Raw genomic sequence first — 25513 nt, forward strand, 5'->3', positions numbered from 1 at the left:
GCCAAAGACGCTGACATAGCTTTTCTGGACGTTGAATACTGTTCGCTACTGCTGAAATATTCAACTATAAGTGCAGAGTAACATAAAAAAGGAAGGCCGCAATGAATGCCCCTGCACAAATCCAGAAAGCGCAGTTTACGCAGGAAGCGTCGGCACTAAAAGGTGTAAAGCTGGATAAAAAACGTTTTGGCTGGTTGCTCAGCCCAGGTCTGCCTGTAATCGGAATGGGAATTCTGGCCGGTTATCATTTTGGTCCCAAAGCTACTCAAAAAATCTTTGCGATGGGCGGGCCTTTATTACTGCATGTAATCATTCCGACATTGGACACATTGATTGGCGATGATGCCAATAATCCAAATGATGAGCAGATCAAGGCACTGGTTAACGATCCTTATTATGACCGCATTGTAAAAGCATTTATTCCCTTGCAAATGGCAGCCAATGCCTTTGCCGGCTATGTCGTAAGCCGCCCGAATGTGTCTTTGCTGGATCAGATACTGCTTGGAGTTTCTATGGGTGCGATTAATGGTGTGGGGGTGAATACCGCACATGAACTCAGCCATCGTCCCCAGAAAAAAGACCATTACTGGTCTCATGCCAGCCTGATGCCTTTGGGCTATAACCATTTCCGGATTGAACATCCTTATGGACACCATAAACGGGTAGCCACGCCTGAAGATCCGGCATCTTCGAAAATGGGTGAATCTTTTTACCGTTTCTGGCCACGTACCGTAATAGGCGGATTAAAATCTGCAATCCGGATTGAAAAAAGACGGCTCGAGCGTAAAGGCCTGAAATTCTTTAGTCAGGAAAATGAGCTGTTTCATGGTTGGGCCATGAGTGCCGGTTATCATGCCTTGATGCTAAAGGCGTATGGCAAGAAAATTATTCCTTATACATTGACACAGGCATTTTATGGCGTCAGCCTGTTTGAGATTGTGAATTATATTGAACACTATGGACTAAAACGCGGACAGAAAGCGGATGGCAGTTATGAGCGAACCTTGCCGGAGCATAGCTGGAATAACAATAATATCGTGACCAATCTGTTTTTATACCAGTTACAGCGCCATTCTGACCATCATGCTTTTCCAAGCCGGCCATTTCAGGCATTGCGGCATTTTGATGAAGCGCCAGAATTACCGAGCGGTTATGCAACCATGTTGATTCCCGCCTTGATTCCACCTTTATGGTACAAAATCATGGATCAGCGGGTATATCAGCATTATCAGGGCGATTTAAGCAAGGCCAATATTTTGCCTTCCAGGCGTGCCAAGCTGTTTAAAAAATTTGGTGTAAAAGACTCTGCAGCTTAATGAATTAAAAAATAAAAATGCGCCGACAAAGGCGCATTTTTTGATGAATTCTGCCTAGAACCAGTCGGCTTGCATATTCAGGCAAGTATCATCCAGATTCATCAGTAATTTGGCCTGATGCTCAATTTCAGGGAGTTCCCAACGAATAAAATATTGAGCTGCCTGAATTTTCCCTGCCAGAAAAGTCTGATCTTCTGCCTGCGAAGATGTGCCAAACTTGAGTTGAGCCTGATTCGCCATTTCCAGCCATAGCCAGGACAGGATGGTTTTGCCCATCATATCCAGATACAGGCCTGAATTGGCCAAAGCTTCGCTGACTTTGCCTTGATGCAAGGCCTGGCCTAAAATCTGTGTAGTCTTTTGCACAGTGGCAAGATGCTGTTTATAGATCTTTGCGAGTTCCACTATCTTAGGTTCATGAATCTCTGACAAGGTCTTCTGGATGCGCTGCATGAGCAGATTGAGCCCTTTGCCATTATGCTGCCAGAGTTTACGTCCCAGCAGATCCAGAGATTGAATGCCGTAAGTTCCTTCATGAATCGGATTGAGCCGGTTATCACGGTAACATTGCTCCACCGGATATTCACGAGTATAACCCGCGCCGCCCAGGACCTGAATAGCCAGATCATTGGCTTTCGGACCATAGGCAGAAGGGAAAGATTTGACCACCGGGGTGATGAGATCAAGCAGAATTGCACTATCTTCATCTTGAGCTGCCTGAAGTTCATCAATTAATCGGGCTGCAAATAAGCAAAGTGCCAGCGAACCTTCTACATATGACTTTTGCGCCAGTAGCATGCGTTTGACATCGGTATGTTCAATGATATTTACTGGTTTCGAGTCAGGTGTTTTTTCATGAACTGGCCGGCCTTGCGGACGGTTTTTAGCATAATCCAGAGATTCCAGATAGCCACGATAACCAATCATGGCTGCGCCCAGACCGACACCCACACGTGCTTCATTCATCATCTTGAACATATATTTTAAGCCATGACCGGGTTCACCAATTAAATAGCCTAAGCAATTATCATTTTCTCCAAAGCTTAAAACTGTAGATGTAGTACCTCGATAGCCCATTTTGTGCAGTAAGCCAGCCAGCTGTACATCATTAGCTTCACCGAGTGAACCATCCTCGTTGGTTTTGAATTTTGGTACGATAAACAGGGAAATTCCTTTCACGCCTTGCGGCGCATCCTGAATCCGCGCCAAGACCAGATGCACAATATTTTCGCTAATGTCCTGATCGCCACCCGAAATAAACATTTTCTGGCCTTTAATTTTATAAATTCCATCTGCCTGAGGAATGGCTTTAGTGGTCAGATCGCCCAAAGAGGAACCTACATTCGGCTCGGTCATGGCCATGGTGCCGGCAAAGCGGCCACTCAACATATGTGGTAGGAATATCTGCTTTTGTTGTGGGGAGGCAAAAGCCTGGATCAGGTTCGCCGCAGCGGCTGTTAGAAAAGAATAAGCCACGGTGGACGGATTGGCCGACATGAAGTACGCATTGCAGGCCATATTCACCAAAGTAGGCAGTTGCATGCCACCATCTGCATAATCATGCTGGGCGCAAAGCAGGCCGGCATCGGCAAACTGTTGCCAGGCTGTCTTCACTTCATCAATGGTTTTGACCTGTTTTCCATCAAAGTTCGGTTCTTGTTGATCAGCTTTGGCATTATGCGGCGCAAAATAATCAGTCGCGATACCTTTTGCCGTTTCTAGAATACTGTCGAAAGTATTTTTGTCATGATCCTGATAGCGTTGCAGTTTAGTCAGCGCTTCAAGTTTGAATACGTCATAAAGTTGGAAATGAAGATCTTTATCATTAATCAGTTGGGTCACGGTACTGTCCTGAATGTGCAATCCTTGAGATAGCATCAAGACTAGCAGTTGCTTTTATTGAGGAGGATTGTCAATAATGACATGAATCGGGTGAAAAGTGACAAATAAAAAAATATGCAAGATGTGGTGATTTTAGGCTTTGATGGGGCACTGGCTTCGGCCATTACGGGCGTGGTCGATTTATTTGCCATGGCTGGCGTAAGCTGGAACCGGATCCAGCAGCAGGATGTACAGCGCCTGTTTAAGGTGAGTATCGCCAGTCCGGATGGACACCCGATTCGGTGTATCAATGGGCTGCAGTTGCAGGCACATGTTTCTTATCAAGAGATTCAAACTGCAGATATTCTGGTGGTACCGACCATCGCTGCACCAATTCAGGATGTATTGCAACAAAATCCAGAACTGATTCATTTTTTAAAATCTGCACATGCAGATGCGACTTTAATTGCAGGAAACTGTACCGGAAATTTTTTTCTGGCAGAAGCAGGCATTTTAGATGACCGAGTTGCAACAACGCATTGGGGTTTTCAGGAAATGTTCCGTTCACGCTATCCTAAGGTGAAACTGAATGCCGATCTGATGATTAGCCGGGATCAGAATATCTATTGTGCGGGTGGAGGCCTGGCCTGGTTTGACCTGGGTTTGCATCTGATTGAGCGCTTGTATGGCTTTGAGGTGGCCATGCAATCGGCTAAATCTTTCGTAATTGATTACCGCCGTGATAGCCAGTTGTCTTATTCATTGCTGAATATTGGCCGGCCGCACCATGATGAACTGGTACAAAAAATCCAGAACTGGCTAGAGCAGCATTTTCATGAAGATTTTAGTTTGAACCAGCTGGCAGAGCAGTTTAATGTGACTGGCCGGACCCTGATTCGACGCTTTAAACAAGCCTTAGACATACCGCCCAATCAGTATCTACAAGCGATCCGGATTGAGGCTGCCCGTAAACGACTGGAAGAAACCGATCAAGCTGTGGATGTGATCATGCAAAATGTCGGCTATCAGGATCCAAGTTCATTCCGCCGTTTATTTCATAAAAAAACCGGTCTGACGCCGTTGGAATACCGGCGCCGGTTTAGCCGACGCTTTTAAAAGCGCTTAATGAGAAGGCTGTACTTTTCCCACTTTACGGCCATGCAGAAGGTAATACCAAACCAGGCAGCTCAGGGTGAGCAGCGCCGAGAACAGATAAAGCTGACGATAACCAATCTGATCCAGCAGCATACCCAGGAAATAAGGGCCAAAACCAAGACCGGCATCCAGGGCAATAAAGAAGGTTGAGGTAGCAAGCCCCATACGCTGCAATGTCGTACTTTTCACCGCAATGGTTTGACACACTGACTGGATATTACCAAAACCAAAACCAAGCAAGGCAGCACTGGCAAGTAACATCACAGAGTTTTGCGCCTGACTGAGGAGTAATATCCCCAGTGCCATAATCACAATGGCAGGATAGATAATGATATTTTCGCCTTTACGGTCCATGAGCGGGCCGGTAAAAGGACGCGAAAGCAAAATGGCAAAAGCATACATCAGGAAGAAAAAAGATGCTGCTTCGACCAGATTAATTTCTTTGGCATAAAAGTGAATAAACGACAATATGCCTGAATAAGAAGTAGCCACCAGCAGTACAATCAGTGCAATCGGTAGCGCATTCGGTTCAATATACTGAGCCAGTTTGCTGGTGCTTTGCGAAGTAGAGGCTGCTGACGAATGACTTGCCTTAAGGCGTGGTGGCTGGATAAACAGTCCACAGATCAGGCAGCTGAGCGCAACGATACTGGTAAAGATGAAAATTACCTGATAATTAAAATTTGTCATCAGCCAGATTCCGGCAAAGGGACCAATCGCTGTGCCGAGGGTGCTGCTCATGCTGAAATATCCAATTCCTTCACCACGTCGTGTGGCAGGAATGGTCTGTGCAATCACTGTACCCAGTACAGTAGAAGCCATACCCATCATAAAGCCATGTATCAGACGGATGCCTAGTAAAACTTCCAGCTTGGCCGGAATCATATACAGTCCGGAAAAGAGTAGGAAACCAGTCAGGCCAATGACAAGCGTATTTTTTAGGCCCAGACGATTCAGTAATTTTCCGATCAATAAGCGTCCGAATAGGGTGCCGACAATAAACAGACCTGATACCAGACCGGCTTGTGCAGTCGAAGCCCCTAGCTCAGCCACTGAGTAGCCGACAATCACAATCACCAGTAAGTAGAACACCAGAACCAGCTGGAAATTCACCAGACTGATCAGGATAAAATTGGGCGTCCATAAAGGCGCTTCTTGTTCTTGGCTCATTGAGGTCTGTCCTGAGATGAGGGATATAACTGCTGAATGAGTTGCATCAAGGTATTTTTACTGCCTTCAAGATCATCTGATTCAATGTGCTCAAGCAACTGATCTTCAAATGCATCGATCTGTTTGGAACACATCGCAAAGGTCTCAATTCCTTGCTCACTCAACTTGAACAGCTTTTGACGCTTATCTTCAGTTTCGAGTTGGGCAATCAGATCGAGTTCAACCAGTTGCTGAATCCGCTTAGTAATACCGGGCTTGGATACATTGAGATAACTGGAAATATCTGCCAGCGTGCATTGTTGCTTTGACTGGATGACGTATAACACCTGCCATAAGGAATAATTTAATTGAGATGACAACAAGATCGTATTGATCTCATCGCTCATCAGTCGTGCGCAGCGTAATAACAGCGTACGAAGTCGGGGAGATTCGGAAAACATATGGTTAGTTAACCTGGGTAACTAAATTTAGGCCTAATTTACGCCTGTTTTATCTAAAGCTCAAGAGGAGAGTTTTAAAAATTATTCAGAGTAATATTTTCTTTATCAGCAAAAGTTACATAGTTTAACCTGATTAAAAAATAATCAACAAAAGACTACATACTTTTTATAACAGCCACGCCTAAGCTAGCCATGTCACTAGAAAAATTCATGACTTAAAAATTGAAGGGCAAAGATGCCAAATAACAATGCATAGGTGAAGCTTATGACTCTGGGTTTAACTGCATTAGAGTTAGCACGAATACAGTTCGCCTTTACTGTATCTTTTCATATCATTTTTCCGGCAATTTCTATTGGCTTGGCCAGCTTTCTGGCCATTCTGGAATGGCGCTGGCTCAAAACCCAAAACCCGATTTTTCAGGATCTATTCAAATTTTGGGTGAAAATTTTCGCTGTGGCATTCGGGATGGGCGTCGTCTCTGGTGTGGTCATGAGCTACCAGTTTGGAACCAACTGGAGTGAATTTTCCCGGGTGGCAGGAAGTGTGACTGGGCCCTTGCTGGCTTATGAAGTTTTAACCGCCTTCTTTTTAGAAGCCGGATTCTTGGGCATCATGCTCTTTGGATGGGGTCGAGTGGGACCAAAGGCGCACTTTTTCTCAACCTTGATGGTTGCGATAGGAACCTGTATTTCCATGTTCTGGATTCTATCGTCCAATAGCTGGATGCAGACCCCACAAGGCTTTGCGATTGAAAATGGCCTGATTGTTCCGCAAGACTGGTTTGCCATCGTGTTTAACCCATCTTTCCCTTATCGTCTGGCCCATATGGCCATGGCTGCCTTTCTGGTTTCCGCCTTACTGGTCGCTGCTACAGCCGCATGGCATCTAATCAAAGGCCGTCGTGATGCACTGGTCAAGACTTCATTTTCCATGGCGATGTGGCTGCTTCTGGTACTCGCGCCCTTACAGGTCATCGTCGGTGATATGCACGGTATTAATACCCTTGAACATCAGCCAGCCAAACTTGCAGCCATGGAAGGGCACTGGGAAACCAATCATGACGAAGGCATGCCCTTATATCTCTTTGGTATTCCAGATATGGAGGCCGAAGAAACCAAATATGCAGTCGCAATTCCCAACTTGGGTAGCCTGATTCTAACCCACTCGATGGATGGAAAGGTTACAGGACTTAAAGACTTTGCGCCTGAAGACCGGCCGAATTCGCTGGTGGTGTTCTGGAGCTTCCGGATTATGGTCGGACTCGGCGTATTGATGCTGTTACTGGCGTTATGGGGAGCGTGGGCACGTACCCGTGGTCGCTTTTATGAGTCCCGTGCATTGCACCGATTTGCCCTGATTATGGGACCTTCCGGATTTATTGCCATGCTTGCGGGATGGTTTACCACAGAAGTCGGCCGTCAGCCTTGGGTAGTCTACGGCATCATGCGAACCAAGGATGCATTGTCTCCGGTTTCCGCTGAACAGGTGGGGCTGACCCTGATTATTTTTGTAGTTGTCTACTGTGTGGTATTTGGTATCGGAATTTACTACATGTTGCGCCTGATGCACAAAGGCCCGGATTTTATTCATACCCGACCAGATCATGAATCAGATAGCGATGTGGTTCAGGCCTCGCATCGACCATTAAGTAGTATTCGCGAACGTATCGAAGAAGTTCCTGAACAACCGGATCAGGAGGACAAAAAATGATTGATTTATCATTAATCTGGATTGTGATTATTGGTTTGGGTGTATTGATTTATACCATTCTCGATGGTTTCGATCTGGGCATCGGCATCTTGTTTCCTTTCTTTCCGCATCAGGATGAACGTGATGTCATGATGAATACCGTGGCTCCGGTCTGGGATGGCAATGAAACCTGGATGGTACTGGGTGGTGCAGGGTTATTTGCAGCTTTCCCACTTGCTTACTCGACCGTACTCTCGGCACTGTATATGCCAATTATTCTGATGGTGATTGCCTTGATTTTCCGCGGCGTGGCTTTTGAGTTCCGCTTCAAGGCCAACCGCAGCAAACATTGGTGGGATAAAGCCTTTATCGGTGGTTCTGCGATCACCAGTTTCCTGCAAGGCATGATTTTAGGCGCTTATATTCAGGGCATTGAAACTCGAAATGGTGTCTATGTTGGTGGTGGTCTGGACTGGCTCACTCCATTCAGCATCTTCACCGGAATCAGTGTGGTGGTGCTCTATGCGGCATTAGGCTGTGGCTGGCTGATCTATAAAACCGGAGATGACTTACAGGATCGAATGTTTAAACTGATGCCTAAGCTGATTATTGCTTTGTTGATCATATTGGGTGCTGTCAGTATTTATACGCCGTTGACCCATCCACAGATTGCCGAACGCTGGTTTAGTCAGCCACAATTTACCTATTTTATGCCCGTTCCAATTCTGGTTCTGCTGTTTACCTGGCTGGCCTTACGTGCCTGTAAAAGACGCAGTGAATTAGGTCCATTTACCTATATGCTGGTTCTGGTTTTCCTCGCTTATACCGGATTCTTGATCAGCCTATGGCCATATATTATTCCGCCGAGCGTGACCATCTGGCAGGCAGCAGCGCATGAAAATAGCCAGCTATTTGCCTTGATTGGTGCCTTGATCCTGATTCCTATTATTGTGATTTATACCGGTATGTCCTATTGGGTATTCCGGCATAAGGTCAGGGTCGGCGATGATGGCTATCATTAAGGAGTAGTCATGAAAGGCAAACAGGTATTATGGTTTGTAGGATTATGGCTGGCAGGATTTTTAACGCTGGCCCTGATTGCTGGTGCATTCCGCTTTCTGGTGCATTTGGCTTATTAAATTAGTAAAACTAAAAAAATGAAAAAATGAAAAAAGTGATCTGAATGTCCTGATCACTTTTTATTATTTGCCATTTATCTTTGATAAAACCAAATTTACGATTTTACCTGTTTACGATACACACTTGGACGTACAGGACGAGTATGTTTCCAAAGGCCTTTTTTCTGTTTCTTAGCTTTATTTTGCAATTCCATCATATAGCGTAAATGGTTTTTATCCTTGATATATTCTTCATAGACCCACGCTGCACCACGTTTGACAATCTCTTCATTGATATTTTTGCGATAGCGGTAGACCACACCGACACAGCGGCCATAACGGTCAATGTCGGTAATCTTGACCCGAACCATTTTATTATTCACCATGCTTTTGACCAGACGCTGCGATTCCTTGCCATAGGCTTGTGATGATTCAGGGGCATCGACAAAAGCAAAGCGCAATTTGGTCTCAGAGCGACGAATGTTAAAACGGTAGCAGGTGAGGGTATCACCATCACTTACGGCTTTTACACGGCACCAGTATTTTTTGCCTTTCTTAAAAGGGCGGAAAACATCTTTTAAATAAACTGTAATTTTATGCAGCAGATAATAAGAAAAACATAGCAATACTAAGCCCAGCACAATTTGCCAGGTGATGGAGAGATTTAACAAAGGCAAGATCCAAATCAGCAAAACCAGCTGTAAAATCACAGCTAAAAGTCGAGCCATTTTAGAGCAAAGCCAGTAGATCTACGGATTAAAAGCTAATCACTCAGTGTTTAGTTTTGTACCAGCTAAAATAGCCTAAGTATATTTTTCTGGCGAAAAGATGAATCTGCAACCATCTAAACTTATATATAAAATAGCCTAAGCAATTTAAATTTCTTTATAAATAGCCTAAGTAAAAATTTTATAAATTTCAGCTCTCAAAAATTGATGTCTCTTATTCTCGTGCAAATCCTTATGCCAATATATCCCCATATTAATTTTCGGCAGTTCCACAGGGACTTCAAAAATATTTAGACTGGTAGCCAATTGTAAATGTACCAATACATTTTTAGGAATAGTCAGCATAGCTGTCTTTTGTTGTTCCAAAATTTGCAGAGCAGTTGAGTAATGCTGACAGCGTAAAAAAATCTGTCGTGAATATTGTTTACGGCTTAAATAAATATCCTCAACTAAAACGCCAGTACGGCGTGATGACACGCCAATATGAGGTGAGGCAAGATAAATCTGCTCATTCATTTCTGTTAATTGTGTACACACTACAAATTCATCTTGAACCAGACGCTCAAACTGGATTTTTTCAGCAATGTTTTGTTCCAGATCTATGACAAAATCGACCTGTTGAGAGGCGAGGTCTGCTGCTATATTTTTACGGTCCAGCTTCATGCTGCTAAGTTGAATTTCCAGATTGAGTTGTTGAAAGTGCTGAACCAGTCTGGGAAAGATCATTGGCTCAATTTCATCATGAACGGCAATTTTCAAACTCTGAATCATTTCTGGTCTGAACTGCTGATGCTGTATTGAAATATTTTGAATTGCAAAAAGTGCATTCTTCAGCTCAGGATAGATCTGTTCCGCAAACGGCGTAGGCTGCATTTTGCTACCAGTACGTACAAATAAATCATCCTGTAAATGCTGTCTTAAACGTTGCAGAGCATGACTGGCAGCAGACTGGCTAACTGATAAAATCTGTGCAGCTTTAGAAATACTATTCTGCTCATAAATTGCCATAAAAAGCGGATAAAGGTTAATGTCGATACGATGAAAATTTCGCAGGTCCATGACTGTTTTGGAATGAATAGTATGCATAATATTGTATGGGTTAAAATCATTTTATTCATAATAGGTTTTGGGTTAAGGTGTTGTAAAGCGTATGAATTAGAATATTTAGAGGGATAAAAGAGATGTTTGAGCTTTCAGCACGTGCACAGGATTATTTAAATAGAACAAAAAAGTTTATTACTGATGAAATTGAACCTGTCGAGGCTGGTTTCTGGCATCAGGTGCATCAACTGAATCAAGGTGGCGACTGGACCAAATGGCAATGGCCGGCAGAGCTTGAAATATTGAAAGATAAAGCCAAAGCGGCAGGTCTCTGGAATATGTTTTTGCCTTGTTCAGAATTAGGTCAGGGATTATCCGTTCAGGAATATGCACATATCGCTGAACTTTCTGGACGAAGCCTGATTGCACCTACCGTCTTTAACTGTAATGCGCCAGATAGCGGTAATATGGAAGTATTGTGGCGCTATGGTTCTGAAGAACAAAAACAGCAATGGTTGATGCCACTTCTGGAAGGGAAAATCCGTTCAGTGTTCTGTATGACTGAACCTGCTGTGGCTTCAAGTGATGCTACCAATATGCAGGCGACGGCGGTAGTTGAAGGTGATGAAATTGTTTTGAATGGTCGTAAATGGTGGTCTTCGGGTTTGGGTGATCCAAATGCCAAAATCATCATCTTTATGGCACATACACCGGATGAATCCAAAGACCGTCATCATCAGCATTCCATGGTTTTAGTTCCAGTCGATACTGCAGGCGTGAAAATTGAACGGATGCTTCCAGTCTTTGGTGATTATGATGCACCACATGGCCACGGCGAAGTCAGCTTCGATAATGTTCGTGTTCCAGTTTCGAATTTTATTGGGGGTGCAGGTCAAGGCTTTGAAATTGCCCAAGGCCGTTTAGGGCCAGGCCGTATTCACCATTGTATGCGTTGCATCGGTGCTGCGGAAAAATCCTTAGAGTTGATGATTGACCGTGGTATGAGCCGTAGCGCATTTGGCAAAGAGATTTTAAAACTCGGTGGCAACCTGGAGCGTGTCGCGGAAGCACGGGTTGCGATTGATCAGGCACGTCTTTTGACCTTGTATGCCGCCTATAAAATGGATACTTTAGGGAATATGGCAGCACTGACTGAAATTTCTGCAATTAAAGTCGTTGCGCCAAGTGTGCTGGAAAAAGTTGTTGATATGGCCATCCAGATCCACGGCGGTGCCGGTGTTTCTCGGGATACACCATTAACCGGATTTTTTGCTCAGGCACGTGCCTTGCGTTTGGCTGATGGCCCGGACGAAGTGCATAAGGGCATGATTGCCAAACTGGAACTGGCAAAACGTGGCTACAGTACTCGTCGCAAAAAATAAGCTGGCTTTAACTAGAAAATTGCAACATATTAAAAAATTTTAAGGAAAAATTATGGCGGTTATTGATGTAGGTGGAGCAGTTCGTGCAGGTGAAGAACTGGATGTACAAGCCATCACCAATTGGTTAATTCAGCAAAATGTGAATGTTGAAGGCCCTGTGCAGGTGACCCAATATTCAGGCGGAGCTTCAAACTGGACCTACCGTTTACAGTATGCCAATGCCGATTTAATTTTACGTCGTCCGCCACAAGGTACCAAAGCCAAATCAGCCCATGATATGGCACGTGAATATCATGTGCAGAAAGCCTTGGCTGAACATTATCCCGTCGTGCCTGAAATGGTCGCGCTTTGTCAGGATGAATCAGTGATTGGTTGTGATTTCTATGTGATGAAACGGCTTGAAGGAATTATTCCTCGCGCCAAAATGCCAGCTGAGCTGCAGCTTACTGAATCCGATATCCGGACTTTATGTATCAATGTGATTGATAAACTGATCGAATTGCATCAGGTGCCTTATCAAGGGACTGAACTTGAAAATCTCGGTAAGGGTGAAGGCTATTGTCGCCGTCAGGTCGAAGGCTGGGATGTACGTTATGAAAAGGCTAAAACTTTAAATGTTCCATCGTTTAAATATGTGCGCAACTGGCTTAAAGATAATATTCCTTCAGATTCTAAAACCTGTGTGATTCATAATGACTGGCGTTTTGATAATGTCATCTTAAATCCGGAAAATCCGACTGAAGTGATTGGCGTACTGGACTGGGAAATGGCGACACTCGGCGATCCGCTCATGGACCTAGGTTCTGCTTTAGCCTATTGGGTGGAAGATACTGACAATGCCATCTTTAAGGCAACACGCCGCCAGCCGACCAATCTAAAAGGTATGTTTACCCGTAAAGAAGTGGTGGATTACTACTTGGGAAAAACCGGCCTGCAACCGGAAAACTGGGCGTTTTATGAGGTGTTCGGAATTTTCCGTCTCGCGGTGATTGCCCAGCAGATCTATTATCGTTATTACCATAAACAGACTAATAATCCAGCGTTCAAGGATTTTTGGGTGGTGATTCATGCCTTGCATATTCGTGCCTTAAAACTGATTGGCAAGCAAAAACTGGAAGCCAATGAGATTACACAAAAGTATGTGCTTAAATTTAAAGAGATAATGCCAAAATGACAACCATTTACTTGATCCGGCATGGCCAGGCCTCTTTTGGCGCAGAAAGTTACGATCAACTTTCGCCCAACGGCGAGTTACAGGCAAAGCTTTTGGGTTGCTATTTTGACGAAATCCTGAAAGAAGCGCCTTATGTGGTGGCTGGTTCCATGCAACGCCATCAACAGACAGCGCAATTATCACTGGACAAATGTTTTCCGGAAAGTGAGATTCTGACCGATAGTGCCTGGAATGAATTTAATCATCAGCAGGTATTCGCCCGTTATGAGCCGCGCTTTAATCAGCCTGAATTGCTGAAACAGGATGTATCAGAACATGAAAATCCACGGGATTATCTGAGCAAGATTTTTAGCGGTGCAATTGCACGCTGGACTGGCGATGATTATCACCATGAATATGATGAATCTTGGCCAAGTTTCAAAGCACGCGTGGAAAGCGGCTTAGAAAATCTGTGTGACCAGTTGTCCAAAAGCCGACCACGCTATGCAGTAGTTTATACCTCAGGTGGGGTGATTTCTGTGGCTGTAGGCAAAATTTTGGGCCTTAGTCCGGAGAAAACCTTTGCTCTGAACTGGGCGATTACCAATACCAGTATCACGACACTACGTCTGGTGGGTAATGAACCGCAACTACTCAGTTTAAATGAACATCATTTTATTAAAGCACAGCGTCCAGACTTATTGACCTGGATTTAAAACCTAATACGCTAGAAAAATAAAGGAATAGGGTAAATACATGGCTAAAACAATTTTAATTACCGGTGCAAGTTCAGGGATCGGCGCCGGTATGACACGTGAATTTGCGAAAAAAGGCTATAACCTGGCGATTTGTGCACGTCGTTTGGAGCGTCTGGAAATCTTAAAGCAGGAACTGGAAAGCCAATATGGCATCAAAGTCATTGCCAAAACACTAGATGTCACCGATTACGATCAAGTGTTTGAAGTGTTTCGTGCTTTTAAAGAAGACTTTGGCACCATTGACCGAGTTATTGTGAATGCTGGTGTCGGTGAGGGCCGCCGGATTGGTAAAGGTAATTTTGCTATCAATAAAGCCACGGTTGAAACCAACTTTATTTCGGCATTAGCACAATGTGAAGCTGCAGTTGAAATCTTCCGTGTACAAAACTCTGGCCATCTGGTGATGATTTCATCTATGAGTGCAATGCGCGGTATGCCAAAACATTTAACGGCTTATGGTGCAAGTAAGGCCGGCGTGGCTCATTTAGCGGAAGGCATTCGAGCTGAATTGATCGATACGCCAATAAAAGTGACCACCATTTTCCCAGGATATATTCGTACTGAAATTAATGAAGGGGCAAAAAAGCTACCTTTTGAAGTCGATGAAAAAACTGGTTCGCGTTTATTGGCAGCAGAAATTGAAAAAGCACCAGTTAAGGCTTATGTGCCGAAATGGCCTTGGTTGCCACTCGGTCTAGCCATGAAAGTATTACCACTTAAACTGGTGAACAAGTTAGGTTAAAAGCGCTCTTAGATCTATAAAAAGAGAAGCTAGAGCGCTTCTCTTTTTATTTTTTATGACAAACTGAGAAAAATTTCTGAATCAGTATTTTTTTCTAAAAAATGTATAGCTTGAATTTACAAAAAAGCGAAATTTTATAAATCCTAATATATTGATTATTAAAATAAAGTTTTAAATTATCAAAAATTATATTTTTATTTTATTGATGAATTTGCAATTAAATCAATTACTTTTAAATTCTCATTTGATGAGAAAGACCCTCTTTAACTTTTCCAAATTTTCGCCAATTTTAAGAACTTTTCTAAACTGTCCAAAACTTAGACATACTCACTCTAAAAGTAGAAAGATAACTTCTCTTTTTTAGAATTTCCTTTAATGTACAACCGTTCAGAAATTAAAGGTTGTCCATATGTCTATATCTGCGGATATGACTGACCAGCAGCGAATCTCCAAGGTCAGAAGTATCGTTACCCAGGCTGGGGAAGAGGTGCGTGCTCGTTATCCCATACTCAAACATCAGAACTTTATAGGTGCGAGTATTTTAGGCTTTGCCTGGGCAGGCATGATTGCATGCGCGGTAGCATATGAAACAGGTTATCTCTCAGCATGGTTTACCATTCCCTTGATTGCGATTTTTGCGTCATTGACCCATGAATTGGAACATGACCTGATTCATTATATGTATTTCAAAAAAACACCTTGGGCACATCATCTGATGCTGGCACTGGTCTGGTTGGCACGTCCAAACACCATCAGTCCGTGGGCACGTCGTCGTTTACATTTGCATCATCATAAATATTCAGGCACTGAACATGACCTGGAAGAACGTGGCATCAGTAATGGTATGCCTTGGGGCATTCGCCGAATTCTGGTGATTAGTGACCAGTTGATGTCAGTGTATCTGCGTCCATTTCAGATGATTAAAATGATTCATCTTTTTCTGGAAAAACAGCCTGAAAAAGAACGTAAAATTGCCATGATTTCTCAGCTATTTGGCTTTTTACCTCTCAGCATTATTTACTATGGATTGTGCTACCTGTTTGTGGTCTTTCATGGTTTAAATGCAGTTTCACCGCTATTCGGTTATGAGATGCTCTGGTCGCAAGGCATTGTCGACGCGATGCCGATTGTAAATCTGCTGGCAGTCATCTGGGTGATTCCGAACTTTATCCGTTCTTTTAGCTTGCAGTTTGTCAGCTCAAATATGCATTACTATGGCGATATTGATCCATGTGATGTGATCAAACAAACCCAAGTGCTCAATCCATGGTGGATGGTTCCGTTCCAGTTATTCTGCTGTAATTTTGGTTCGACCCATGCGATTCATCATTTTGTGGTCAAAGAGCCATTTTATATCCGTCAACTGACGTCCAAAACGGCGCATAAAGTAATGAAAGAAGTGGGCGTGCGTTTTAATGATGTGGGAACTTTTAAGCGTATGAATCGCTGGAATGACTATAAAATCTAAGCTTTAATTTCCATAAGAAATCCCGTTTTTAAGCGGGATTTTTTTATATTTATCCTTGATATTTTACCCAATGGCAAGATGTATAAGCCTGTATTTTGCAAGAATCCTATCTTAGTTAAATTTAGGTGAACATTCATTTAAAATGCCTGTTGAGGAAATAGTTCAAAAGAATAAACTCAGGTAAAATTAAGTATATCCCTATATAAATTAGCCCGCTATGTTGCTGAAAGCCGCCACCATTGCCTTGATTCCTGCACTTGTCATTCAGGGTAATCGTGTCAAGAAAAATACCCTAAGACTGCCGGAACCTGAAGGTGCACGTGAAGGTCAAACCGGAACCGGCAACAAACTGTCTCTGCTGATTTTAGGGGATTCGGCAGCAGCAGGTGTAGGAGTAGAACATCAGGATGACGCATTACTGGGTGCAATTCTGCATGAACTGAAAGATGACTTTGAAATTGACTGGAAATTACAGGCCAAAACAGGCGATACCAGCTCAAAAGTAATTCATGCTTTGGACCAAATAGAAGTCCAGCACTATGATGTAATCGTCACGTCGGTTGGCGTCAATGATGTGACCAAACTGATACCTGTCGAGGTTTGGATTCAGAAGCAGGAACAGCTTTATAGTAAAATTCAGCAAAAATTTAGTCCGAAACTGATCATTGCTGCCGGTGTGCCGCCAATGAATATGTTTCCGGCGCTACCGAATCCTTTAGCCTGGCTATTTGGCCAGTATGCTAAACAGATGAACCAGCAACTAGAAAATTTTGTGAATCAGCAAGTGAATATGCAATGGATTGAATACGATATTGAGAAGTATCGTGCCATGAATTTACAAATGGCTGCAGATGGTTTTCATCCGAGTAAGGAAGTTTATACACTTTGGGGACAAGAAGTAGCTGGCAAGATTCGGAAGACCTTCTAAAATAGTTGAAATCTCTCAATTTAGTTAATTCTATGTCTGATATTGAAACGCATCCGCTACCGCCATTTTTACCGCCCAATGCCAAATTACTGATGTTGGGTAGTTTTCCGCCACCTGCCACACGCTGGAAAATGAACTTTTATTACCCAAACTATCAAAATGATATGTGGCGGATTTTTGGACTGATTTTCTTTGAAAATAAAGATTACTTTTTAGATCTACCCAATAAAAAATTTCAGGAACAATTGATCCGGGAGTTTTTAACAGAAACGGGGATTGCGATTTTTGATAGTGGCTATCAGATCCGGCGTTTAAAGGGCAATGCTTCAGACAAATTTTTGGAAATTGTAGTACCTACCAATATTGAGCAACTACTCAGCCAAATGCCGCAGTGCAATCATATTATGACCACAGGCGACAAGGCCACAGACACCATGATGCTGTCTATGCCTGAAGGGACTTTAAAGCCGAGTATTGGTCAGCCTAGCGAGGCCCATTTTGTCGGACGTGATCTGTATTTATATCGCATGCCTTCATCTTCTCGAGCATATCCGGTTTCTCTAGAGAAAAAAGCCGAAAGTTACCGATTGATGTTTGAACATGTGGGTCTAGTTTAATATTTAATCCAATAATCAGATAAAATGGTTAAAGAGGTTTTAGGCTACAGACAAGACATAAACTTACTATTTGTAAGTTATAAGCCTTATTTATTCACATATTTGGATATTCGACCCAACGATAGCTATTGATTTTAATCTCCCAGACATGATGAAAGCTGGACCAGATTAACTGGCCACCTTTGGTCCATTTTAAAGCTCGAATACGCGACTCCACCTGCTGTATTTCCTCAGGTGAGGCCGGACGTAAAGGCCCAATTTCTGCATATAAGCGTACTCCTGGATAACGCTTAAATTTCCCTTTAAGTAACGAATGAAACCAAAACAGTTTGCTACTGTTCACAGCCTGTATGCAGGCCATCGGCTGATGCTGTAAATTCTCAGAAAAAGTAGTGGAATAAGTATCAAAGAAGAAACCCGTGCTGGTCTTTTTGTTGAGAAATATAGTTCCGATCGGAGTAATGCTAGGCAAACCTTTAGAGTTGACCGTTGCAATAGAGCAATGCATGGCAGCCCGTTGTGCATCAGCGACCATCTGGCGAATCTGTTGCCATTCACTATCAGAAATCATGTTTTGATTCTCTTTTTATTTTTTATAAATTTTATAACAACTTATTTAGCTTGGCATTGCCTGAAAAAATTGAAGATAGGGCAGTTTAATCAATCTAAATCGTTATTCAGATTATAAAAAAGAGCCACATGGGCTCTTTAAAAAATGCAAAATTCGGCGATTAGCCATCGTATTCGACATAATCCCACAAATTTAAACGTGCTTTAATTTCCTGACGAATCTCAGGCAGCATCGGCAAAAGAGTACCATCAATCCATAAGCTTAACGCTTGGGCAGAGAGTACTTGCTGCTGTTCATCGACCAGTTGTGCACCTTTCAACATGATACCGGTCTCATCAGTGGCTTCAGTTTCTACACCTTTAAATAAAACCTGTAATTCATAACTACTATCCTGAATCTGCCATTCCAGTTCGAGCTGAATATTTTCACTGGATTTCAAAACTACCTGTCCCTCGACCGTATCGGAGTCGGACAAACAGTCATGTTCCACCCGAATTTTGGCCAAATACCATTCTTGCTGGGATAAATCATGGAGAGTTTTTACAGGCGTGAGAATATCACTGAACTTAAACTGACGGCTTAGATCAAAAAATTGCATGGGAGTGGAGGGCGAACAAGCGCAAAATACGAGAAAAATGTAATTCTAAAGTAAGCGCAATAGACTGTAAAACCCTTTAAACGATGATTGGACTAAGTTAATTTAAGCGGTCATTCTCAAAATACAGGCTTTTCATGTCGTCGTAATTGTGAGGTCATTCTAATGTCATTACATTAACCATTCACCGGGAAATTTCGTCACCAGATTCATCATAAAACGCTGGAATTTTGTAGTTTCCGGATCATGTAAATGCTGAATACTACGGCCATCTTTTTGATGTTCCAGCCAAATCATTTCATTTTTTTCGTTCAGTTTAAGTTGATAAGCCACGCGTGGTAAGTACTGATCCATCGCACTGGTGATTTCCTTCTGAAAATCTTCCGATTCAATGACCAGACCGACTTCGGTATTCAGATAGGCTGAACGCGGATCAAAATTAAATGAACCGACAAACACCATGCCATCCAGATCAAAAAATTTGGCATGCAAACTGGAGCTATTTTTGTTTTTAGCCGGGATGATGTCTCCAGTCATAATTTCATACCAGGTCCGTTCCGGACGGACAATGTAGGGTTTAAATTCCCAGAGTTCGATGCCACTTTTCAATAATTGCTGACGATATTGCTGATAATAGGCATGCACCGCAGCCACATCATTGGCCTGAAAAGAGTTGGTCAGGATTCTGATTTTCACACCTTGTTGCGCACGACGAGTTAAATAGTCAGCGCCTTTTTGCGTGGGAATAAAATACGAGGACACCAGTTCCAGATGTTTTTTTGGCTCACCCATCAGTTCGAGCATATGGGTATAAATATAATCGCCATTTTTGGCATGAGGGTGTGCTTTTGCGGGACTATCCGCAACAAAATAAGCCGGCGCCCAGTGCATAGGTTGTTTTTTTAAGTGTTGTTCGACTTGTTTCTCGGCAATGCCTACCCGGCGTTTGAGTTCAGTTTCATCAACATCTTCTCGTTCAAATTCAGTTCTGAGCCTTTTGAGCATTTCAGGATGGCCGGCATCATTCAACACCTGTCGAACGTCATAACTCAGATCATCATTCCAGAAGTTAATAAAGGTCTGATTGGCATCTGTTACGCTCTGACCCGCGAAGAATATATCCACATCGGTGAATTGAAAATCTTCACTGGCATCAAAATATTCACTGCTGATATTGCGGCCGCCGGTCACGGCTGCAGTGCCATCCGCAATGATCAATTTATTATGCATGCGATGGTTGACCTTTTTCATCCGGAAGCCATAATCCAGCGCACGTAAATGACGAAATTTATAGGGATTAAAAATCCGGACTTCAAAATTTGGATGCTGGCTTAAAGCAAGAAGCTTGTCATCAAGCTGGGTGCCATTTTGATCGTCAATCTGAACCCGCACTTTGACACCGCGTTCGGCGGCTTTGAGTAATTGGGACAAGATCATATTGCCAATATAATCATCCTTCCAAATGTAATATTGCAGATCCAGATGATATTTGGCTTTGTTAATCAGGTGCAGGCGTGCTGCCATACTCATAAAGCCATCATAGAGCGGTAAGAAAGCCGTTTTACCGCTATTGATTTGCTGTTTTGAAAGTTGATTGTCGATCCAGTGCGCAGGTCGAACCGGCGTGATTTTCGCTTCTTCAGCAGTGTTGGGAGCCAGTTCACAGCCAGAAAGCATGATGCTAAAAGTAAAAATGCTCAAACATACAAAGGGCGAAGGTTTAGTCATTGATGTTCCATTAATTATAGGATCTTTTATTCCTTATCTGGTGATGTTAATAGTTGAATCTCCGAATAGAAAGAGGTTACTGTTAGTCATCTGTAAATCAGCAAAAAAAGGACAGTTTTACATGAAATCACGTGCAGCAGTTGCGTTTGGTCCAGGCCAGCCATTAGAAATTGTAGAAGTGGATGTTGCTCCACCAAAAGCAGGTGAAGTACTGGTAAAAATTAGCCATACAGGCGTGTGTCATACCGATGCATTTACCTTGTCTGGTGAAGATCCTGAAGGTGTATTTCCTGCAATCCTGGGTCATGAAGGTGCGGGTGTGGTCGTTGAAGTCGGTGAAGGCGTCACTAGCCTGAAACCGGGCGATCATGTGATTCCGCTTTATACTGCTGAGTGCGGCGAATGCTTGTTCTGTAAGTCAGGTAAGACCAATCTGTGTGTTGCTGTGCGTGCGACCCAAGGTAAAGGCGTCATGCCAGATGGAACGACCCGTTTCTCTTATAATGGCGAGCCGATCTATCACTATATGGGTTGTTCAACTTTTTCTGAATATACCGTGGTTGCTGAAGTTTCTCTGGCAAAAATTAATCCTGAAGCCAACCATGAGCATGTTTGCCTGCTGGGCTGTGGTGTGACTACCGGTATTGGTGCGGTACATAACACCGCTAAAGTTCAGGAAGGTGACAGTGTTGCAGTATTTGGTTTAGGTGGTATCGGTCTTGCTGTGGTACAAGGCGCACGTCAGGCCAAAGCCGGCCGTATCATTGTGATTGATACCAATCCGGATAAATTTGAACTGGCGAAACAGTTTGGTGCGACAGATTTCCTGAATCCAAAAGACTATGATCAGCCGATCCAGCAAATGATCGTCGAAATGACCGGTTGGGGTGTAGACCATTCATTCGAATGTATCGGTAATGTAGATGTAATGCGTTCAGCACTCGAATGTGCGCATCGTGGCTGGGGTCAGTCGGTGATTATTGGTGTAGCCGGTGCAGGTAAAGAAATTTCAACTCGTCCATTCCAGTTAGTCACAGGTCGTAAATGGATGGGTACTGCGTTTGGTGGGGTGAAAGGCCGTTCACAATTACCGGGAATGGTAGAGCAATCCATGAAAGGTGAAATTCAGCTTGAACCTTTTGTGACTCATACCATGCCACTGGATCAGATCAATGAAGCTTTTGACCTGATGCATGAAGGCAAATCGATCCGTACAGTTATTCATTTTGACTAAGCTGTTTTAATCTAAAAAAGACCGGTATCAAACCGGTCTTTTTTATGCGGCTTTCACTTGATTCAGGATACATTAGTGCATGAAAGCCTCACAGAGAGTCACTGAAACAACACACGCCTGCTAATGTCATTACATGCCAGATGCTTATATTAAATAGGACGTATAAAAATACGTGATAAAACCATTTTAAAGAATAAGGATAAGCTCTATGTCGAATGATAATTTTGATCGTGATGTAATTAAGAATGCGCCTAAAGATGTCCGCGATGATTTAAATGCTGATCCAATTACTGGTGAACCTGGCGCGCATCCTGTGGGTACAGGTGTCGGTGCCGCAGGTGGCGCAGCAGCAGGTGCAGCTATTGGGGCTGCAGGCGGTCCAGTGGGTGTCGCTGTCGGTGGCGTTGTCGGTGCTGTTGTTGGTGGTCTAGCAGGTAAAGGTGTAGGCGAAGCTATAAATCCAACAGAAGAACAGGCTTACTGGCGTGATAATTCGATCAATACGCCATACTATTCAGATGCCCGTACCACCTATAGCGATTTGGATTATGACCGTGATTATGATACGGCCTATCGAGTCGGTTATGAAAACCGTGGCAGTTATGACGCCCATACTCGTTTTGAAGATGTAGAACCTGATTTGAGACTGAAATGGGAACAAATGAAAGGCGAATCACGTTTAAACTGGGAACAGGCTAAATTTGCAGTACGTGATGCCTGGAATCGTGTTTCACGTTAATTTTTAATCTTTGGATTAAACTGAAGTTTCATTGGTAAAACCCGCGATAGGTGTGTGGGTTTTACCACTTTTAGTGATACATTTCACGGTTTGATGGATTAATAAATAAAAGTAGAAAATTTAATAAATATTTTTTTATATTTAATGCTTGTCAAATGATCACAGAGCGCGTATTTTAATTTAAGAATCACATTTTATGAAAGACATAACATGTTAAAGCAACCTATCATTTCAAACGCATATTTTTATTTCTGGCAGTTTAGCTAATTGCCTGAATGCGTTTGGGCAATGAAAAGGTTGCCCACTAGTTTATACCTGATCGGCAACCCTGATCAGGTTTTTTTATGCCTTTCATCTTTTACAATATTTTGGAGACAGCCATGACAAACTTTAACTATTCATACTTTAACAACTTTTATTGGTCTTATTTTAGTCAGCTAATGACACTTACAACACCTTCGATTAGACCCATAACGCTCAAATAAAAGTTTGGATTGATTGCCAGTCCCAGGATTAAAGTCATGAATACCCCAAATACATCACAACAACATCATGCTGAAAGCATTTTAATTTTACCTCAGCAGCTTAAGCAGCAATTGCCACTGTCTTCGCAATTAGCCAGCCAAGTCGCTGAACACCGTCAAACTATTCAAAATATATTAGAAGGCAAGGATCATCGTTTAATGGTGGTCACAGGCCCATGTTCCATTCATGATGAAGCTTCCGCGCTAGACTATGCAGAAAAATTAAAACAACTTCAGTCACAGCTATCTGATCAGATTTTCCTGGTGATGCGTGCTTATATTGAAAAACCACGGACTACGGTGGGTTGGAAAGGTTTCCTTTACGATCCAAATCTGGATGGTTCATCCAATATGCAATTGGGCTTGGAAAAATCCCGTGACTTATACCTAAAAATTATTGAAATGGGCCTGCCAATCGCTTCGGAAATTCTTAGCCCAATGGCAACTGCTTATTTCGATGATCTATTGGCCTGGGGAGCGATTGGCGCACGTACCAGCGAATCACAAATTCATCGCGAAATTTCCAGCCATATGCCGTACAGCATCGGTTTCAAAAATGGTACTGATGGTTCGATCCAGATTGCACTAGATGCCATCCACTCTGCCTCTCATCCGCATCAATTCTTGGGGATGAGCCAGTCTGGTTTACCATGTATTTTACACTCGCAAGGTAATCCGAAAGCACATTTGATTTTACGTGGCTCGAATAGCGGACCAAATTACCAATTGTCAGAAATTGAGAAAATCCGGGCCAAACATCAGATCGACTTACCGGCATTGGTAATTGACTGTAGTCATGGCAATAGCTCAAAAAATCCGATGCTACAGCCTAAAGTACTGGAACAGATCGTAGCAGAACGCTTACAGACCAATGTTCGTGGCGTAATGCTAGAAAGTCATTTGGTAGATGGCAACCAGAAAATTTCTGAGCAAATGACTTATGGTCAATCTGTTACTGATGGATGTCTGGGCTGGACAAAAACACGACAACTGTTACTGGAGGTGGCTAATACTTTAGCGATCAGTTGTCTGAAACGTAGTGCCTAAATTTAAAAACCACTTTCTCTGCTTGAGCAGCGGGGAAAGTGCTTTTTTGAATATCAGGAAGCAGTTATTTATAAATATAATTAACCTGTAATAGGTCACATAATTGTGACGATAATTTTCATCAAATTATTAAAATCTGTTTGTGTCCTTGTCTAACTCTAGACACAATAAAAACCAGTATATCTCTCTGAATATATAAATTTTTCAAATATTTAAATATCAAATCCGTTCACTTGGGGATCTCAATGTTTGCGCTAGAGCTTTTAGAAGAAGCACGAAAATTTATGCACCATATGCTAACCAAAGTGGTTGAATATGGCGGTTCAGATTTATTTATTACTGCAGATTTTCCACCAAGTATTAAACATCAAGGTTTGATGAAACCATTTGGACAGCAGACCCTGACCGCTGAGAAAACCAAGCTCTTTGCTTATAGCCTAATGAATGAAAAACAGCGCAATGAATTTGAAACCGAACTTGAGTGTAATTTTGCGATTACTGTTCCGGGTATTTCACGTTTCCGGGTCAATGTATTCCAGCAACAGTTGAATATCGGTATGGTGATTCGTACCATCACTGCGGAAATCCCAAATTTCCAGAAGTTAAAACTGCCTGAATCGCTGAAACATGTGATTATGGAAAAACGTGGTCTAGTCTTGGTGGTCGGTGGAACCGGTTCGGGTAAATCAACTTCACTGGCAGCGATGATTGACTATCGGAATGAAAACTCGGCTGGACATATCATCACGGTAGAAGATCCGGTGGAATATGTACACAAGCATAAAAAATCCATGATTACCCATCGTGAAGTCGGGGTAGATAGCCATTCTTGGCAAAATGCTTTAAAAAATACCTTACGTCAGGCACCCGATGTGATTTTGATCGGGGAAATCCGCGATACAGAAACTATGGAACATGCGATTGCTTTTGCTGAAACTGGGCATCTTTGTTTAGGTACGTTGCATTCCAATAATGCCAACCAGACTTTAGACCGGATTATTAACTTCTTCCCAGAAGAACGTCGCAATCAGTTGTTGATGGATTTGTCCTCCAATATGAAGGCTATTATTTCACAGCGTTTGGTTCGGACTCAGGATGGCAAGGGACGTCGAGCAGCCATTGAAATCATGTTAAATACACCGCTCATTTCAGACTTGATTTTGAAAGGAGAGTTTCATGAGTTGAAAGCGATTATGGCAAAATCACGGGAATTGGGAATGCAGACCTTTGATCAGGCTTTATTTGAACTCTATAACCAGGGCGAAATTTCTTATGAAGAAGCATTACGTAATGCCGATTCAACCAATGAATTACGTTTACAGATCAAATTAAAAAGTAATCGTCAAGACAATGCTCCGGCTGGGCAAGCCACCCAATTTTCCATGATTACAGAACCGAAAACAACTGATAAAGATGCAGAAGATCAGTCGGAAACGGAATAAAAAATTCTAATTTTCTATTAGGGCGTGTCCTCATTTGGCTTTACACCAAATAAATATGCAAGCAATGTAAATCATAGACTGGTAATTTCGTGCAAGCTTATCAAAT

The 25513-nt window shown here is 42.8% G+C and carries 24 protein-coding genes; 16 read left to right on the forward strand and 8 right to left on the reverse strand.

The window, feature by feature from the left end:
- The first annotated feature begins 101 nt into the window (after window positions 1-101).
- Window positions 102-1316 (forward strand): alkane 1-monooxygenase, encoded by a 1215-nt coding sequence (locus NI469_RS10180; RefSeq protein ID WP_253175067.1) that lies wholly within the window; start codon window positions 102-104, stop codon window positions 1314-1316.
- Between the two features lie 54 nt (window positions 1317-1370).
- Here the strand turns inward: NI469_RS10180 and NI469_RS10185 are convergent, their stop codons facing one another.
- Window positions 1371-3194, reverse strand: a complete 1824-nt coding sequence (locus NI469_RS10185) for an acyl-CoA dehydrogenase (RefSeq protein WP_253175069.1) — start codon at window positions 3192-3194, stop codon at window positions 1371-1373.
- A 78-nt stretch (window positions 3195-3272) separates the two neighbouring features.
- Between NI469_RS10185 and NI469_RS10190 the strand changes: the two genes are divergently transcribed.
- Entirely contained in the window at window positions 3273-4253 is a 981-nt protein-coding gene (locus NI469_RS10190) for a GlxA family transcriptional regulator (RefSeq protein ID WP_071850095.1), read from the forward strand.
- A 6-nt stretch (window positions 4254-4259) separates the two neighbouring features.
- On the opposite strand, the gene NI469_RS10195 is transcribed toward NI469_RS10190, so the two are convergent.
- The gene (locus tag NI469_RS10195) at window positions 4260-5462 is read right to left on the reverse strand and encodes an MFS transporter (protein WP_071850094.1); all 1203 of its coding nucleotides are present in this window, start codon (window positions 5460-5462) and stop codon (window positions 4260-4262) included.
- The gene (locus NI469_RS10200) at window positions 5459-5902 is read right to left on the reverse strand and encodes a MarR family winged helix-turn-helix transcriptional regulator (RefSeq protein WP_004647091.1); all 444 of its coding nucleotides are present in this window, start codon (window positions 5900-5902) and stop codon (window positions 5459-5461) included. The genes NI469_RS10195 and NI469_RS10200 overlap by 4 nt, the downstream gene beginning before the upstream one ends.
- 265 nt (window positions 5903-6167) lie before the next feature.
- On the opposite strand from NI469_RS10200, the gene NI469_RS10205 reads away from it, so the two are divergent.
- Genes NI469_RS10205 through NI469_RS10215 form a run of 3 tightly spaced genes read left to right on the forward strand, consistent with a single transcriptional unit; the run spans window position 6168 to window position 8731 of the window.
- On the forward strand, window positions 6168-7613 hold the full coding sequence (locus NI469_RS10205) for a cytochrome ubiquinol oxidase subunit I (protein ID WP_071850093.1): 1446 nt from the start codon (window positions 6168-6170) through the stop codon (window positions 7611-7613).
- Complete coding sequence (gene cydB, locus NI469_RS10210; RefSeq protein WP_044108336.1) at window positions 7610-8614, forward strand: cytochrome d ubiquinol oxidase subunit II; 1005 nt, start codon at window positions 7610-7612, stop codon at window positions 8612-8614. The genes NI469_RS10205 and cydB overlap by 4 nt, the downstream gene beginning before the upstream one ends.
- A 9-nt stretch (window positions 8615-8623) precedes the next feature.
- Entirely contained in the window at window positions 8624-8731 is a 108-nt protein-coding gene (locus NI469_RS10215) for a hypothetical protein (protein ID WP_005246144.1), read from the forward strand.
- 95 nt (window positions 8732-8826) lie between these two features.
- Here NI469_RS10215 and NI469_RS10220 read toward each other — a convergent pair whose 3' ends face one another.
- Together NI469_RS10220 and NI469_RS10225 are read right to left on the reverse strand one after the other, a co-directional pair.
- On the reverse strand, window positions 8827-9438 hold the full coding sequence (locus NI469_RS10220) for a thermonuclease family protein (RefSeq protein ID WP_005262794.1): 612 nt from the start codon (window positions 9436-9438) through the stop codon (window positions 8827-8829).
- 168 nt (window positions 9439-9606) lie between these two features.
- Window positions 9607-10524 carry a LysR family transcriptional regulator gene (locus tag NI469_RS10225; RefSeq protein ID WP_071850092.1) on the reverse strand — a complete coding sequence of 306 codons (918 nt, stop codon included), beginning with the start codon at window positions 10522-10524 and terminating at the stop codon, window positions 9607-9609.
- A 95-nt stretch (window positions 10525-10619) separates the two neighbouring features.
- On the opposite strand from NI469_RS10225, the gene NI469_RS10230 reads away from it, so the two are divergent.
- The 7 genes from NI469_RS10230 (at window position 10620) to NI469_RS10260 (ending at window position 17527) form a co-directional block, all read left to right on the forward strand.
- Window positions 10620-11861 (forward strand): acyl-CoA dehydrogenase family protein, encoded by a 1242-nt coding sequence (locus NI469_RS10230; protein ID WP_071850091.1) that lies wholly within the window; start codon window positions 10620-10622, stop codon window positions 11859-11861.
- A 52-nt stretch (window positions 11862-11913) separates the two neighbouring features.
- Entirely contained in the window at window positions 11914-13035 is a 1122-nt protein-coding gene (locus NI469_RS10235) for a phosphotransferase family protein (protein ID WP_253175071.1), read from the forward strand.
- The gene (locus NI469_RS10240) at window positions 13032-13730 is read left to right on the forward strand and encodes a histidine phosphatase family protein (protein WP_253175072.1); all 699 of its coding nucleotides are present in this window, start codon (window positions 13032-13034) and stop codon (window positions 13728-13730) included. The genes NI469_RS10235 and NI469_RS10240 overlap by 4 nt, the downstream gene beginning before the upstream one ends.
- 40 nt (window positions 13731-13770) lie before the next feature.
- Complete coding sequence (locus NI469_RS10245) at window positions 13771-14514, forward strand: SDR family oxidoreductase (protein WP_071850089.1); 744 nt, start codon at window positions 13771-13773, stop codon at window positions 14512-14514.
- Window positions 14515-14923: 409 nt separating this feature from the next.
- Window positions 14924-15982 (forward strand): fatty acid desaturase, encoded by a 1059-nt coding sequence (locus NI469_RS10250; RefSeq protein WP_253175074.1) that lies wholly within the window; start codon window positions 14924-14926, stop codon window positions 15980-15982.
- A gap of 217 nt (window positions 15983-16199) precedes the next feature.
- Window positions 16200-16910, forward strand: a complete 711-nt coding sequence (locus NI469_RS10255) for an SGNH/GDSL hydrolase family protein (RefSeq protein WP_004280437.1) — start codon at window positions 16200-16202, stop codon at window positions 16908-16910.
- 32 nt (window positions 16911-16942) lie between these two features.
- A complete protein-coding gene (locus NI469_RS10260; protein ID WP_044108343.1) occupies window positions 16943-17527 on the forward strand; it encodes a uracil-DNA glycosylase family protein in 585 nt (194 codons plus the stop codon).
- Window positions 17528-17621: 94 nt separating this feature from the next.
- Here NI469_RS10260 and NI469_RS10265 read toward each other — a convergent pair whose 3' ends face one another.
- From NI469_RS10265 to NI469_RS10275, 3 genes are all read right to left on the reverse strand, one after another.
- Window positions 17622-18098: a pyridoxamine 5'-phosphate oxidase family protein gene (locus NI469_RS10265; RefSeq protein WP_253175075.1), complete on the reverse strand. Its 477-nt coding sequence runs from the start codon at window positions 18096-18098 to the stop codon at window positions 17622-17624.
- Between the two features lie 160 nt (window positions 18099-18258).
- Window positions 18259-18696, reverse strand: a complete 438-nt coding sequence (locus NI469_RS10270) for a hypothetical protein (protein WP_253175077.1) — start codon at window positions 18694-18696, stop codon at window positions 18259-18261.
- A gap of 168 nt (window positions 18697-18864) precedes the next feature.
- Window positions 18865-20421 (reverse strand): phospholipase D family protein, encoded by a 1557-nt coding sequence (locus tag NI469_RS10275; RefSeq protein WP_253175078.1) that lies wholly within the window; start codon window positions 20419-20421, stop codon window positions 18865-18867.
- A 121-nt stretch (window positions 20422-20542) separates the two neighbouring features.
- On the opposite strand from NI469_RS10275, the gene NI469_RS10280 reads away from it, so the two are divergent.
- The 4 genes from NI469_RS10280 (at window position 20543) to NI469_RS10295 (ending at window position 25407) form a co-directional block, all read left to right on the forward strand.
- Window positions 20543-21655, forward strand: coding sequence for an S-(hydroxymethyl)glutathione dehydrogenase/class III alcohol dehydrogenase (locus NI469_RS10280; protein WP_253175079.1), 1113 nt, complete (start codon window positions 20543-20545; stop codon window positions 21653-21655).
- A 208-nt stretch (window positions 21656-21863) separates the two neighbouring features.
- On the forward strand, window positions 21864-22394 hold the full coding sequence (locus NI469_RS10285; RefSeq protein ID WP_004280428.1) for a hypothetical protein: 531 nt from the start codon (window positions 21864-21866) through the stop codon (window positions 22392-22394).
- A gap of 521 nt (window positions 22395-22915) precedes the next feature.
- Window positions 22916-23965, forward strand: a complete 1050-nt coding sequence (locus NI469_RS10290; RefSeq protein ID WP_253114517.1) for a 3-deoxy-7-phosphoheptulonate synthase — start codon at window positions 22916-22918, stop codon at window positions 23963-23965.
- A 245-nt stretch (window positions 23966-24210) separates the two neighbouring features.
- Window positions 24211-25407: a PilT/PilU family type 4a pilus ATPase gene (locus NI469_RS10295; RefSeq protein ID WP_044108350.1), complete on the forward strand. Its 1197-nt coding sequence runs from the start codon at window positions 24211-24213 to the stop codon at window positions 25405-25407.
- Window positions 25408-25513 lie beyond the last annotated feature (106 nt).

Origin of the sequence: Acinetobacter lwoffii (assembly GCF_024129735.1) — a bacterium.
Lineage (GTDB): Bacteria > Pseudomonadota > Gammaproteobacteria > Pseudomonadales > Moraxellaceae > Acinetobacter > Acinetobacter lwoffii_H.

Coding starts and splice junctions, on each gene's coding strand:
- NI469_RS10180 (WP_253175067.1), top strand. CDS start 102: ATGAATGCCCCTGCACAAATCCAGAAAGCGCAGTTTACGCAGGAAGCG.
- NI469_RS10185 (WP_253175069.1), bottom strand. CDS start 3,194: ATGCTATCTCAAGGATTGCACATTCAGGACAGTACCGTGACCCAACTG.
- NI469_RS10190 (WP_071850095.1), top strand. CDS start 3,273: ATGCAAGATGTGGTGATTTTAGGCTTTGATGGGGCACTGGCTTCGGCC.
- NI469_RS10195 (WP_071850094.1), bottom strand. CDS start 5,462: ATGAGCCAAGAACAAGAAGCGCCTTTATGGACGCCCAATTTTATCCTG.
- NI469_RS10200 (WP_004647091.1), bottom strand. CDS start 5,902: ATGTTTTCCGAATCTCCCCGACTTCGTACGCTGTTATTACGCTGCGCA.
- NI469_RS10205 (WP_071850093.1), top strand. CDS start 6,168: ATGACTCTGGGTTTAACTGCATTAGAGTTAGCACGAATACAGTTCGCC.
- cydB (WP_044108336.1), top strand. CDS start 7,610: ATGATTGATTTATCATTAATCTGGATTGTGATTATTGGTTTGGGTGTA.
- NI469_RS10215 (WP_005246144.1), top strand. CDS start 8,624: ATGAAAGGCAAACAGGTATTATGGTTTGTAGGATTATGGCTGGCAGGA.
- NI469_RS10220 (WP_005262794.1), bottom strand. CDS start 9,438: ATGGCTCGACTTTTAGCTGTGATTTTACAGCTGGTTTTGCTGATTTGG.
- NI469_RS10225 (WP_071850092.1), bottom strand. CDS start 10,524: ATGCATACTATTCATTCCAAAACAGTCATGGACCTGCGAAATTTTCAT.
- NI469_RS10230 (WP_071850091.1), top strand. CDS start 10,620: ATGTTTGAGCTTTCAGCACGTGCACAGGATTATTTAAATAGAACAAAA.
- NI469_RS10235 (WP_253175071.1), top strand. CDS start 11,914: ATGGCGGTTATTGATGTAGGTGGAGCAGTTCGTGCAGGTGAAGAACTG.
- NI469_RS10240 (WP_253175072.1), top strand. CDS start 13,032: ATGACAACCATTTACTTGATCCGGCATGGCCAGGCCTCTTTTGGCGCA.
- NI469_RS10245 (WP_071850089.1), top strand. CDS start 13,771: ATGGCTAAAACAATTTTAATTACCGGTGCAAGTTCAGGGATCGGCGCC.
- NI469_RS10250 (WP_253175074.1), top strand. CDS start 14,924: ATGTCTATATCTGCGGATATGACTGACCAGCAGCGAATCTCCAAGGTC.
- NI469_RS10255 (WP_004280437.1), top strand. CDS start 16,200: ATGTTGCTGAAAGCCGCCACCATTGCCTTGATTCCTGCACTTGTCATT.
- NI469_RS10260 (WP_044108343.1), top strand. CDS start 16,943: ATGTCTGATATTGAAACGCATCCGCTACCGCCATTTTTACCGCCCAAT.
- NI469_RS10265 (WP_253175075.1), bottom strand. CDS start 18,098: ATGATTTCTGATAGTGAATGGCAACAGATTCGCCAGATGGTCGCTGAT.
- NI469_RS10270 (WP_253175077.1), bottom strand. CDS start 18,696: ATGCAATTTTTTGATCTAAGCCGTCAGTTTAAGTTCAGTGATATTCTC.
- NI469_RS10275 (WP_253175078.1), bottom strand. CDS start 20,421: ATGACTAAACCTTCGCCCTTTGTATGTTTGAGCATTTTTACTTTTAGC.
- NI469_RS10280 (WP_253175079.1), top strand. CDS start 20,543: ATGAAATCACGTGCAGCAGTTGCGTTTGGTCCAGGCCAGCCATTAGAA.
- NI469_RS10285 (WP_004280428.1), top strand. CDS start 21,864: ATGTCGAATGATAATTTTGATCGTGATGTAATTAAGAATGCGCCTAAA.
- NI469_RS10290 (WP_253114517.1), top strand. CDS start 22,916: ATGAATACCCCAAATACATCACAACAACATCATGCTGAAAGCATTTTA.
- NI469_RS10295 (WP_044108350.1), top strand. CDS start 24,211: ATGTTTGCGCTAGAGCTTTTAGAAGAAGCACGAAAATTTATGCACCAT.